The sequence below is a fragment of the Winogradskyella sp. R77965 genome (assembly GCF_044594915.1).
Taxonomy (GTDB): Bacteria; Bacteroidota; Bacteroidia; order Flavobacteriales; family Flavobacteriaceae; genus Winogradskyella.
In genome coordinates this window covers 1,615,720-1,629,120 of record NZ_CP138990.1, presented here as the reverse complement: position 1 = coordinate 1,629,120, position 13,401 = coordinate 1,615,720, and the positions used below count along the sequence as shown (strand labels likewise).

The 13,401-nt window shown below is 33.5% G+C and carries 11 protein-coding genes; 6 read left to right on the top strand and 5 right to left on the bottom strand.

Features of this window, described 5'->3' with window-relative positions; translation table 11 throughout:
- Nucleotides 1–25: 25 nt before the first annotated feature.
- The 5 genes from der (at nt 26) to SJY34_RS07260 (ending at nt 7,444) form a co-directional block, all read left to right on the top strand.
- Nucleotides 26–1,330 (top strand): ribosome biogenesis GTPase Der, encoded by a 1,305-nt coding sequence (gene der, locus SJY34_RS07280; protein WP_400080692.1) that lies wholly within the window; start codon nt 26–28, stop codon nt 1,328–1,330.
- A 141-nt stretch (nt 1,331–1,471) separates the two neighbouring features.
- Nucleotides 1,472–3,784 carry a T9SS type B sorting domain-containing protein gene (locus tag SJY34_RS07275; RefSeq protein ID WP_400080689.1) on the top strand — a complete coding sequence of 771 codons (2,313 nt, stop codon included), beginning with the start codon at nt 1,472–1,474 and terminating at the stop codon, nt 3,782–3,784.
- Nucleotides 3,785–3,919: 135 nt separating this feature from the next.
- Nucleotides 3,920–4,381, top strand: a complete 462-nt coding sequence (locus tag SJY34_RS07270; RefSeq protein ID WP_400080687.1) for a hypothetical protein — start codon at nt 3,920–3,922, stop codon at nt 4,379–4,381.
- Nucleotides 4,382–4,386: 5 nt separating this feature from the next.
- On the top strand, nt 4,387–4,590 hold the full coding sequence (locus SJY34_RS07265; RefSeq protein ID WP_400080685.1) for a helix-turn-helix transcriptional regulator: 204 nt from the start codon (nt 4,387–4,389) through the stop codon (nt 4,588–4,590).
- A gap of 73 nt (nt 4,591–4,663) precedes the next feature.
- The gene (locus SJY34_RS07260) at nt 4,664–7,444 is read left to right on the top strand and encodes an outer membrane beta-barrel protein (RefSeq protein WP_400080683.1); all 2,781 of its coding nucleotides are present in this window, start codon (nt 4,664–4,666) and stop codon (nt 7,442–7,444) included.
- Between the two features lie 36 nt (nt 7,445–7,480).
- On the opposite strand, the gene SJY34_RS07255 is transcribed toward SJY34_RS07260, so the two are convergent.
- From SJY34_RS07255 to SJY34_RS07235, 5 genes are read right to left on the bottom strand one after another with little or no spacing between them, the layout of a single operon-like run.
- Nucleotides 7,481–8,311, bottom strand: coding sequence for a TPM domain-containing protein (locus tag SJY34_RS07255; protein WP_400080680.1), 831 nt, complete (start codon nt 8,309–8,311; stop codon nt 7,481–7,483).
- A complete protein-coding gene (locus tag SJY34_RS07250) occupies nt 8,311–8,748 on the bottom strand; it encodes a TPM domain-containing protein (protein ID WP_400080677.1) in 438 nt (145 codons plus the stop codon). The genes SJY34_RS07255 and SJY34_RS07250 overlap by 1 nt, the downstream gene beginning before the upstream one ends.
- A gap of 8 nt (nt 8,749–8,756) precedes the next feature.
- The gene (locus SJY34_RS07245) at nt 8,757–9,344 is read right to left on the bottom strand and encodes a LemA family protein (protein WP_400080675.1); all 588 of its coding nucleotides are present in this window, start codon (nt 9,342–9,344) and stop codon (nt 8,757–8,759) included.
- Nucleotides 9,345–9,353: 9 nt separating this feature from the next.
- Entirely contained in the window at nt 9,354–9,683 is a 330-nt protein-coding gene (locus SJY34_RS07240; protein ID WP_400080672.1) for a MerR family transcriptional regulator, read from the bottom strand.
- Nucleotide 9,684: 1 nt separating this feature from the next.
- The gene (locus SJY34_RS07235) at nt 9,685–10,656 is read right to left on the bottom strand and encodes a M23 family metallopeptidase (RefSeq protein ID WP_400080669.1); all 972 of its coding nucleotides are present in this window, start codon (nt 10,654–10,656) and stop codon (nt 9,685–9,687) included.
- 128 nt (nt 10,657–10,784) lie between these two features.
- Here SJY34_RS07235 and alaS point away from each other — a divergent pair, with 128 nt between their 5' ends.
- Nucleotides 10,785–13,397, top strand: a complete 2,613-nt coding sequence (gene alaS, locus SJY34_RS07230; protein WP_400080666.1) for an alanine--tRNA ligase — start codon at nt 10,785–10,787, stop codon at nt 13,395–13,397.
- Nucleotides 13,398–13,401: the final 4 nt, after the last annotated feature.

Here is a 13,401-nt window from a genome sequence, read left to right as displayed (position 1 = left end):
ATCTTTGTAGCCTTAAATAAAAACAATGAGTAGCATAGTAGCCATAGTAGGTAGACCTAATGTTGGAAAATCGACATTTTTTAATCGTTTAATTAAAAGACGAGAGGCGATAGTTGATGCGGTGAGTGGTGTTACAAGAGATCGTCACTATGGGAAAACGGACTGGAACGGTAAAGAGTTTTCATTGATTGATACAGGTGGCTACGTTGTTGGTAGTGATGATGTTTTTGAAGCCGAAATTGATAAGCAGGTAGAACTTGCGATTGATGAAGCAGATGCCATTATTTTTATGGTTGATGTTGAAACCGGAGTTACTGGTATGGACGAAGAAGTAGCTAAACTGCTAAGAAAAATAGATAAGCCAGTTTTTTTAGTTGTAAATAAAGTCGATAACAATAAGCGAGCAGAAGATGCTGTAGAATTTTACGCTTTAGGACTTGGGGATTATTATACCGTAGCGAGCATCAATGGAAGTGGAACGGGTGATCTTTTAGATGCTGTAGTTGAAGCCTTACCAGAAAAGGAAGAAGTTGAAGAAGAAGAATTACCACGTTTTGCTGTAGTTGGAAGACCAAATGCTGGGAAATCATCTTTCATTAATGCGTTAATAGGTGAAGAGCGTTATATTGTTACTGATATTGCAGGTACAACGAGAGATTCTATTGATACAAAATACAACCGTTTTGGATTTGAATTTAATTTAGTTGATACAGCAGGTATTCGTCGTAAATCTAAAGTCAAAGAAGATTTAGAATTTTACTCTGTAATGCGAAGCGTCAGAGCGATTGAACATTGTGATGTTTGTATGCTTGTTTTGGATGCTACTCGTGGTTTCGATGGTCAGGTACAAAATATATTTTGGTTAGCGGAACGCAATAGAAAAGGAATTGTCATTCTTGTAAATAAGTGGGATTTAGTTGAGAAAGATACCAAAACAGCAAAAGCATTTGAAAAACATATTAGAGAACAAATTGCTCCCTTCACAGATGTGCCCATAGTGTTTATTTCGGTGTTAAATAAACAAAGAATTTTTAAAGCGATAGAAACCGCTGTTGAGGTATATAAGAACAGAGCTAAGCGCATCAAAACTAGTGTGCTAAATGACACTTTGTTACCTATTATTGAGCATCAACCACCTCCAGCTTACAAAGGTAAATTTGTAAAAATAAAGTACATTATGCAGTTGCCAACTCCACAACCACAATTTGCATTTTTCTGTAATTTACCACAATATGTAAAAGAACCTTATAAACGTTTTTTAGAAAATCAACTAAGAGATCATTTCGATTTCACAGGTGTACCTGTAAGTGTGTATATGCGAAAAAAATAGTATTTTTATTTGCTATGAAAAAAAACAAGTACACTTTGGTTGCACTATTGTTATTGGTGTGTCAATTTGAAACGTTTTCACAGAATCAGCCACCACAAATAAGTGTTGAGGGTCAACAGATGTATTGCTTCTGATTTTCCAATGTTGATAGTTACGTCTGCTACCATCTCAGATCCAAATCCAGAAGATACTTTATTATCTGAAATTTTTGTCCAAATTGCTGAAGGATATGTATTTGGGCAAGATATGCTGACCTTAGGAGGTGTTCATCCAAATATAACTTCCACTTGGAATGCTTCTGAAGCACTCTTAACGCTTTCAGGACCTGCAACATTTTCAGAGTTTGAGTATGCCGTTGAGAACGTGTTTTTTCAAACAACACAAATGGTTTTTACTCAAGATAGACAGTTTTCAATCAACTTGAGTGATGCTAATTATTTACCGAGTACAGGACATTACTATATCTACGAAGCTAGCGTTGGAATTACTTGGGTAGAAGCAAGAAATCTTGCTGCTTCACAGACTTATTTTGGCTTACAAGGTTATTTAGCAACTATAACTACAGAAGAGGAATCTCAGTTGGCTGGAGAACAAAGTGCGGGCACTGGTTGGATTGGTGGCTCTGATTCAGAAACGGAGGGAACTTGGAAATGGGTTACAGGACCAGAAGCAGGACAGGTTTTTTGGCAAGGAGCAGTTAATGGAAGTGCGCCAAATAATGCATATTCTTTTTGGAATACTAATGAACCCAATAATTTAGGTGAAGAAGATTATGCGCATATAACGGCACCTACTGTAGGTATTTTAGGGTCTTGGAACGATTTGTCAAATACAGGCAGTACAAATCCAAATAGCGACTATCATCCTCAAGGGTATATCGTAGAATTTGGTGGCATGCCAAATGAACCTGAAATTAATTTGTCTGCAAGTAGTACAATTTTGATGCCTCGACTTTTAAGTAACAATATATCACTTTGTGGACCTAGCGAAATAACACTTGCGATAGAGGCAACAACGAATGATATGTGGTGGTACGAGTCTTCAACTTCATTAGTACCAATACATACTGGGTTAAATTACAATGTAAATATAAGTGAGACAACAACATATTGGTTGCAACCCATTGTAAATGGTTGTATAAATAGCGCTATCAAATCTCCATTTACAGTAACTGTAAATCCAATTCCAAATGTCATTGATATTGTAATTAATCAATGTGAAGATGAGGTAATGGATGGTATTTCTAATTTCAACTTAAGCGCATACAACGATGTAATTGTGACAGACGGTTTGGATAATATAAGCGTCCAGTTTTTTGAAACTTCAGATTCTGTTATTCCATTAAATGATGAAAACTATTCAAATCAATATAATAGTCAGACTATTTTTGCATTAGTAACAAATACATTAACTGATTGTAGCATTACGGCTGAAGTCTTATTATCTGTAAATACTAATAATCCAAATAGTGCAAGTTTAACGGTATGTGACAATTTAGAGGAAACAGGTCTTGTCAACTTTGATTTAACATCAGCTAACGCACAGATTCTCAACGGTGAGTCAGCAGATATTTCAATACTTGGCTTTTATGAAACCTATAATAAGGCATTACTTCAAGAAGATCAGTTAGGTAATAGTTATACTAATATTGAACCTTATAATCAAACCATATTTGCTAGGTTAGAAAGAAATGGTGATTGTTATAGTATAGCGGAAGTTCACTTAATAGTAGAGTTACTGCCTAATCTTGCTGATAATGAAACAGTTTATTATTGTTTAAACGAATTCCCTGAGAAGATTACACTGTATGGTGGCATCATAGATGATACGCCAAATACCTATTATTACAATTGGTCTACTGGAGAAACAACAATGGAAATCGAAGTTAATGAACCAGGAATATATTCTGTAGTCGTTACAAAACCATTTGGATGCTCTAATCAGCGGACGATTACAGTTTTGCCATCTAGTACTGCAATTTTTGAAACGATAGAAGTAACAGATGTATCGGAGAATAACTCTATTACGGTTTTAGTTTCTGGTGAAGGTGATTACAGATATGCTTTAGATTATGAAAATGGAGTTTATCAAGAGTCAAACATATTCACAAATGTTAGCGCAGGCATTCGTACAGTTTTTGTCAAGGATATAAAAAATAATTGCGGTATAGTTTCAGAAGATATTTCCGTTTTGGGCTTTCCCAAATTCTTTACACCAAATGGAGATGGAGAAAATGACACGTGGCAAATTTCAGGATTTTATCCTCAGTTTCCTATAACTGCCTCAATAACTATTTTTGATCGTTATGGTAAGCTAATTACCATTCTTAATGAGAATAAGCCAAGTTGGGATGGACACTATAGTGGTAAATTATTACCAATGGATGACTACTGGTTTGTTGCTAGGCTAGCTGATGGTAGAACATTTAGAGGACACTTTACGTTGAAGCGTTAGAATTTATTAATAATAAATAATTCTATATATGTCAATTTAAATTTTAAAAGCAATTAAATATTACATTTAGTAAAGTAAACTTTACTTTTTGTAAATTTTTATTTACTTTTGATAATAAATTCAAATTGAGAAATTATGGAACCTAATTATTTATTGCCAAACAAATATAAAATTCCAGGCTGGCTATTATTAATTTCTGGAATAATAGGCGGAATGTTTTTAATTGCTTCAGATTTTGAATCGGATATATTACAGGTTAAAGTCTTGGCTCTCTATGATGACAACTCATTTCTTTCAAATCAAAATGGACAATTTTTTAAGATTATAGAAAACAGTATTTTGGATGAGATTATAGCCTTGTTTATTATTATTGGTGGCCTATTAGTCAGTTTTTCGAGAGAAAAAGTAGAGGATGAATTTATTTACAAACTTAGGAAAGATTCTTTTGTTTGGGCTATGATATTTAATTACTTGATTTTAATGCTTGCAATCGTGTTTGTTTATAATTTATCATTTTTTAATGTTCTAGTCTATAATATGTTTACGCCTTTACTCTTTTTTATTGCAAGGTTCAATTTTTTAAAGTCGAGGGTATAATTATAATGAAGAATAATATTAAAATAGAACGAGCAAGACACAATCTTACCCAAAGAGATTTAGCTGAAAAAATTGGTGTAAGCAGACAATCTATAAATGCTATCGAAAAAGGAAAGTATATACCTTCGACATTATTAGCGATTAAAATAGCTAAGCTATTTAAAATACCAGTAGAAGAGTTATTTATTTTAGAAGACTCAGATGAATAAAATAACTTAATAGACATTTCCTTAGACTCTAATCCTATTTCAGAATTAAATTTTAAATCATCAATCAAAATTAATGAAGAAACTGTTTTTTATTTTCATGCTTTCATCATGTTTTTCCTTATTCTCACAAGAAAAATCATTTGAAATTACAGGAACACTTGTCGAAGAAGGTAGTAATAGTCCTATTCAGTCTGCAACTATATACTTAGAACGCATAAAGGATAGTACTGTTGTTTCTTATACAATATCGGATAAAGAAGGAAAATTTAAACTTAAAAGTTCTACTTATGATAAAAACTTAAATTTATACATTTCGTATGTGGGTTACAAAACGTATTTGAAGCAATTAGCAATTGATAGAGAAAAAATTGATTTAAGCACTATCAAAATGAAATTAGATAATGAACTCGATGAAGTTTTAGTAAAATCTACTGCGCCAGTTACTATAAAGAAGGATACCTTAGAATTTAATGTAAAATCTTTTAAAACTAAAAAGGATGCTACTGTAGAAGATTTGCTAAAATTATTACCTGGAGTTGAAGTAGATGATGAAGGAAGTATTACAGTTAACGGCAAGAGTGTCAATAAGATTTTGGTAAACGGAAAACCGTTCTTTGGTAATGACACCAGTATTACAACTAAAAACTTAACTAAGGATATTATTGACAAAATTCAGGTGGTGGACACTAAAACAAAGGCTGAGGCTTTTACTGGAGAAGAAGGTGATAAGGAAAATAAAACCATTAATCTTACTATAAAAGAAGAAAATAATAAAGGTGTTTTTGGAAGAGTTGCTGCAGGTGCAGGTACTGATGATCGTTATGAATTTGCTGGAATGATAAATTTCTTTGATAACGATAGGCGGATTAGTGTACTTACGGGAGGGAATAATACCAATTCACCAGGATTTAGTTTTGGTGAGATTTCTAAAATGTTTGGAAGAGGAGGAGGTATTAGTTTTAGCGGTAATGGTTCTTTTGCAATTGGGGGCAGATCTTTTGGTGGTGGTCAAGGGATTACAACCTCCCAAAATGGAGGTGTAAATTATGCTGATGTTATTGGAGAGAACACAGAAATAAGTAGTGATTATTTTTATGCCTCAAGTAGTTCGGAAAACGAGTCTTCATCAGAACGAGAAACTATTTTAGCTGACTCTCGTTTCTTCAGTAATTCTAATTCACAATCAGAAAATGATACTGAAAGTCATAACTTTAACTTAGATTTTGAAATTGAAACAGACTCCACTTTTCAGATTAATATAGAGCCATCCTTTAGTTATTCTCAGAATAGGACTTTATTTACGAGCGAAGATGAAACCTTGGATGAAGCCCTTGTTTTAACCAACCAATCACTTGTAAACTCAAACGTAGAGAGTTTTGCAAGAGAATTTAATAACGAAATAACTGCTACTAAACGCTTTGGGAGTCGAGGTGCATTTGTAAGGTTACTATTAGAAAATAGTGTCAACCAACAAGAGAGTGATGATTTTATTAATTCTGATACCGAAATCTTTGGTAATAATCCTGAGACCATAATTAGAAACCAGTTTACTGATGGCGAAAATAACAGCTACGGAGTGTCAACAGAGCTAAGGTATCGCTACCCTATAATAGCAAAAAAGTTCTTTACAGACATTAGGTATAGCTATGATTTAGACAAATCTAAAAATAGGCAGAGCACATTCGATTTTAATGATTCAAATCAGGATTTTACTGATTTTAATACAGAGTTAAGTACAGATTTTGAATACGCAGATACACAGTCTATTCCTGAAGTTGGTTTAACGTACAGAGGTGATAAATGGTCAACTTGGCTAAGACTTGGGTACAATATCAGAACCTTAAATAACAAAGATTTACTAAGACCACAATTTAATGTAGAGCGTACTTTTAAAAACATTCAGGCAAGATATAATTTTAATTACCGATTCAGTCCAAAGGCAAATGTCTATTTGGGTTATAGATTAACTAATAGTCCACCAGGTATAAGACAATTACAAGCGTTTGAGGATGTGTCTAATCCACTTAATATTGTTGTTGGTAACCCTAACTTATCTCCAACTAATAGACATAGGTTTTATGGAGGTTATAGTGGATTTGATTGGCAAAAACGGACAGGGTTTTATGCTAATTTTAATGGTAATATTTCTAATGATCAGGTGATTGCAAAAACTGTTGTAGATCCGGAAACCTTAAAAAGAGTCACTACTTACGACAACGTAGATGGTAATTATTCTTATGGTGTGTCAACAAATTACAGTAAAGATTTTAAAATAGATACTTTACGCACTTTTAAATTTAGGATTGGAGCGCGATATAACTATAATAATAGAATCAACTTTAATAATGATGTACAATATTCTAGTCAAATTTCTACAATATCGCCAAATCTTGGATTGGAATTTCTATGGAATAAAGTCATTGATTTTAAACCATATTATCGTTTAAATTTTACTAATAATGCCTTTGATATTGGTGCTTTTGAGGATAGAAATTTTACTACGCATTCTGCCGGACTTAGAACTGCTACATTTTTACCTGAAAAGTTAGAATGGAGAAATGACATCAGTTTTAATTATAATCCTAATGTCGCAGATGGTTTTCAGAAGAGTGCATGGTTCTGGAATTCTACATTGGCATATTCTGTGCTAAAAGATAAAGGTTTACTAACATTAAAGGTCTATGATTTATTAAATCAAAATACAAATGCCAGACGTATTGCTACACAAGATTATATAGAAGATTCACAGAGCACAGTTTTAAGACAGTATTTTATGCTAAGCTTCAGTTATAAGTTTAACAGTTTAGGCTCTAAAGGGGAAACAAAAGAAGGTGATTTTTTCTTTTTTGATTAAGAGATGTTTACCTTAAAAGTATAGGGAACCTTAATATTACCAGCCACCAGAAGCACCTCCGCCACCAAAACTTCCCCCTCCAAAGCCACCACCAAATCCGCCTCCGCTAGAAGAGCTACCACCAAAACCTCCGCCAAAACCACCGCCAGAAGATGATCTTCTAGAATAGCTTCCACGACCCATATTACTTAGAATTATGGCTTCAAGAATACTTCTTGCATCGTCATTATTGCGATTACCTCTATTACCACCTCTTCCACCACCGCGACTTTTAGAAATAGCAATGATAAAAATGACAAATATTATGAATAGGAAAATAAAAATCTCAAACGGAAAGCGGACATCATTTTCTCTTGTGCCTTGGTATTCACCATTCATGACTTCGAAAATAGCGTCTGTGGCTCTATTGAGTCCTCCGTAATAATCATTTTGTTTAAAATAAGGAATAATGTCTCGCTCAATAATTCGTTTACTCATGGCATCAGTGAGCAAGTGTTCTACGCCTTTACCAGTATTGATGCCTATTTTACGATCATCTTTTGCAAGAAGAATAAAAATACCATTATCTTTCTCTGCATCTCCAATTCCCCATTTTTCTGCCCATTGTGTTCCTAAATAGTTAATGTATTCTCCTTTAGTAGAGCTAATAGTAGCAATAACAATTTGTGTTGAAGTGGTATCAGAATAACGAATTAATTTTTGTTCTAAACTATTTTTTTGAGAAGGGGTTAATAAACCAATTTCATCATAAATACTTGTCGGAAATTCTGGTATTGGCGGAATATTGTATTGTGCAAAAACAACAAATGTGCTTCCAAAACAAAGCAAGAAGATTAACTTAAAAATAAAATGCTTTATTTGTTGCATTAGCCCTTTGATATTGTATTATCTAGTTCATCTCTATCACCATGCTCCCAGGGGAAATATTTAGATAGTACTTTACCAGCTTCAGTTACGCCATCTATTATGCCTTGTTTAAAATTACTAGATTTAAATTGAATGGCAATTTTATCTCGTGTGGAATTCCAAAAATCAGTATTAACCGCATTGTTAATACCATGATCACCAATAATAACAAAGGATTTATTATCAACAGCCACATATAATAATACACCATTTAGTTGCTTGGTGTTATCCATTTTAAGAATATGAAAAACGTCTTGCGCACGCTCGAAAACATCTATATCACAACTTTGTTCAATATGTACACGGATTTCGCCAGAGGTATCGCACTCGGCAATACGAATTGCTTCAACGATTTCCTCTTCTTGCTTTGTAGTTAGGAAATCTTCAATATATGGCATGGTAAATTTTATTTAAAATCGAAATTTACATCTGGAGCATTTTCGCTTCCTGCATCCGCTTGGTAGTAAGCTTTGGTATCAAACCCTAAAATTCCTAGTATTAAATTTCTTGGAAATTGTCTGATGTTACTATTATAGATTTTCACGTTTTCATTGAAGCGGTCACGAGCAACGTTAATTCTATTTTCGGTACCTTCTAATTGGCTTTGTAGTTCTATAAAATTTTGATTGGCTTTTAATTCAGGGTAACGTTCTACCGAAACTAATAATTTTGATAGTGCACCAGAAAGTCCACTTTGAGCTTGCTGAAATTGAGCCATGTTTTCCGCAGTTAAATTACTCGCATCAATAGTTGTAGAGGTGGCTTTAGCTCTGGCTTCAATAACTTCAGTTAAAGTTGACTTTTCAAAATCAGCAGCACCTTGTACTGTTTTTACTAAATTGCCTATAAGGTCACTTCTTCGCTGATAGCTGCTTTCAACATTTGCCCATGATTCAGTAACTGTTTCTTCTAAGTTTACCACATTGTTGTTTACATTCATTCCCCAAATAACAAGTAATACAATAATTACTATTGGTATAATCCATTTTTTCATGACGCTGGTTTAAAGTTGAGTTTTTATTTTAACAAGTTGAGCTTTAATATCTTCAAGTTTTTCTATGATTTCAAATTTTTCTAAAGACTTTTTCTTTTCTTCCTTTAAATGTGTCTTTGCTCCTTCAAGCGTAAAGCCACGTTCTTTAACAAGGTGATAAATAAACTTTAGGTTTTTGATGTCTTCAGGAGTAAATTTACGATTGCCTTTGGCATTTTTTTTAGGCTTTATCACATCGAATTCCTTTTCCCAAAAACGAATTAAAGATGCATTTACGTTGAATGCTTTGGCTACTTCACCAATACCATAATAGCGTTTTTCCGGTAATTCTATATGCATCTTAATCGAGGGATTGGTTTTCTAATGACGCTTTTTTCAGTAGTTTATCATACTCTTCTGCTGATAAATTTCCGTAATAAAAATTAATAGGATTAATACGTTCACCATCTTTGAAAATCTCGTAATGCAAATGAGGTGCTTCAGAACGTCCTGTACTGCCAACAAAACCTATTAAATCTCCACGTTTTACACGTTGGTTAACTTTTACATTATACTTGTATAAATGTGCATAAAGTGAAATGTATCCATAGCCATGGTCTATACGAATGTGGTTTCCATAACCAGTAGAAGAGTTATCAGCACGTTTTATCACACCATCACCAGATGCATAAATTGGAGTTCCACGTGGTGCGGTAAAATCCATACCAAAATGAAACTTTCTAACTTTAGTAAATGGATCGGTTCTGTAGCCATATCCCGACGCCATTCGTGTTAAATTCATATTATTTATAGGCTGTATAGCTGGTATCGCCTCGAGAAATTTCTCTTTGTCTTCTGCTAGTTTTGCAATCTCATCTAAAGATCGAGATTGTACAACAATAGCTTTTTCTAAAATATCAATACGCTTATTAGTTTCTGCAATTAATTGAGAATTATCAAAACCTTCATATTTTTTATAACGATTAATGCCACCAAAACCAGCACGTCTTTGCTCTTCTGGGATTGGGTTAGCTTCAAAATAAAGTCTATAAATTGCATTGTCGCGCTCTTCAACATTTTCTAGCGCAGCTATAGCATCATCCATTCGTTTGTTTATGAGCTCATATTGCAATTCTATATTTTGTAACTCACGAGCCATTTGACGCTCTTTGGGAGATTCAATATATTGGCTTGCAATGAAAAAACACAAAAAACCAAACAATGCAGCAGCAGTTAAAAATATGATTGCATATTTAAATGTTGTTGATTTCTTACGCTTTATCTTACGGTAAGAAAGTGTTTCAGAATCATAATAATATTTTACCTTAGCCATGTTTTAATTTATACTATTTTTGCAGCTAATAAGCACTTGGCATGCTCAAATTAATTGTATAACTTTCAAATATAAAGATTGTTTTGCAATTGTGGTAATTAAAACGGAACAAGCTATAATTTCAGTATATGAAGTCTCAAGATATTCGCGCTAAATTTTTAAACTTCTTTGAAGATAAAAAACATCTTATTGTACCATCAGCTCCTATGGTTTTAAAAGACGATCCTACATTAATGTTTGTCAACTCTGGTATGGCGCCTTTTAAAGAGTACTTTTTAGGAAATGCTGAGCCTAAGAAAAATAGAATTGCAGACTCGCAGAAATGTTTACGTGTTTCAGGTAAGCATAATGATTTAGAGGAAGTGGGTTATGATACTTACCACCACACATTGTTTGAAATGTTGGGCAACTGGAGTTTTGGTGATTACTTTAAAAAGGAAGCCATTGCTTGGGCTTGGGAATTGTTAACCGATGTTTATGGAATAGATAAGGACATACTTTATGTAACTGTTTTTGAAGGTAGCGATGATGCAGATAATTTGAAAATGGATACAGAGGCATATGATATCTGGAAGCAATATATTTCTGAGGATAGAATTTTAAAAGGAAATAAAAAGGACAATTTTTGGGAAATGGGAGACCAAGGTCCTTGTGGACCATGTAGCGAAATCCATGTAGATATTCGTTCGGCTCAAGAAAAAGCTAAAGTCGATGGTAAATCTTTAGTTAATATGGATCATCCTCAGGTTGTAGAAATCTGGAATCTCGTATTCATGCAATATAATCGTAAAGCAAATAAATCACTAGAAACTTTACCTAATAAGCATATCGATACTGGAATGGGTTTTGAACGTCTTTGTATGGTATTACAAGACGTACAATCTAACTATGATACAGATGTATTTACACCAATTATACGCGAAATTGAAACCATAGCTAATAAGGATTATGGCAAGGATGAAAAAGTTGATGTTGCTATACGCGTAATTTCTGACCACGTTAGAGCAGTTGCGTTTTCTATTGCAGATGGTCAATTGCCAAGTAATAATGGAGCAGGCTATGTAATTCGCAGAATTCTACGTCGTGCTGTACGATACGGATTTACATTTTTAGACAAAAAAGAGCCATTTGTATATCGTTTAGTTGATGTTTTGAGTAAGAAAATGGGTAAGGCATTTCCTGAATTGAAGACTCAAAAACAATTAATTGAAAATGTTATAAAAGAAGAAGAAAGCTCATTTTTAAGAACCTTAGAGCAAGGCCTTGTACTTTTAGATGGAATTATGAAAAACTCTAAATCAAAAGAGATTTCAGGTGCTAAAGTATTTGAACTCAAAGATACATATGGTTTTCCTGAAGACTTAACAGACCTTATTCTTCGTGAAAACGGATTTACTTATAATGCCACAGAGTTTAATAATTCGCTTAAACAACAGCAGGATCGTGGTCGTGAGGCATCGGAATTAAAATCTGATGATTGGACAATTTTACATCATGATGAAGTCGAAGAATTTATTGGTTACGATACTTTAGAGGCTCATGTAAAGATTACACGATACAGAAAAGTGACTTCTAAGAAGGATGGAGAAATGTATCAGTTAGTTTTTAATGTTACGCCATTTTATCCAGAAGGTGGAGGACAAGTTGGTGATAAAGGTTACTTGCAAGATGAACATGGTGATACAGTTTATATCGTAGACACAAAGAAAGAGAACAACCTAATTATTCATTTTGCTAAAAATTTACCAAAGCATAAAGATGAGGTTTTAAAAGCCGTAGTTGATGCTAAACAGCGCTATAGAACTGAATGTAATCATACAGCAACGCATCTATTACATCAAGCTTTACGCGAAGTTTTAGGAACTCATGTAGAACAAAAAGGTTCAGCAGTACACTCAAAATATTTGCGTTTTGATTTTTCACATTTTTCTAAACTTACATTAGAAGAACTGCGAGATGTTGAAAATTTTGTCAACTCACGTATCGAAGGTAAATTGCCTTTAGAAGAAAATAGAAGTGTAGCAAAAGAAGAGGCTATTGCAGATGGAGCTATGTCCCTTTTTGGTGAAAAATATGGTGATAATGTTCGTACCATTCGATTTGGTCAGTCTATAGAGCTTTGTGGAGGGACCCATGTAAAAAATACCGGAGATATTTGGCATTTTAAAATTACTTCAGAGAGTGCTGTTGCTTCAGGTATTAGGAGAATTGAAGCCATTACTAATGATGCAGTAAAAGATTTTTATTTTGAAAATAACAGAGCGTATTTTGAAATGAAAGATTTACTTAACAATGCAAAAGAACCAGTAAAAGCTCTACAAAACCTTCAAGATGAGAATGCAGATTTGAAGAAGCAGATAGAGAACTTACTAAAAGATAAAGCTAAGAATATTAAAGGTGAACTTAAAAATGAGTTAACTGAAATTAATGGAATTCAATTCTTAGCTAAAAAAATAGATTTAGATGGGTCTGGTATTAAAGATGTATGTTTCGAATTAGGAAGTCAGTTTAGTAACCTGTTCTTGTTATTTGGTGCTGAAAATAACGGAAAAGCAATTCTCACATGTTATATCTCAAAAGAGTTGGTTGCAAGTAAAGACTTAAATGCTGGCACTATTGTAAGAGAACTTGGAAAGCATATCCAAGGTGGAGGTGGAGGTCAACCGTTCTTTGCTACTGCAGGTGGAAAAAAACCTTCAGGAATTGAAGAGGCTTTGAAGGCTGCAAAAAATTACATTTAAGTTT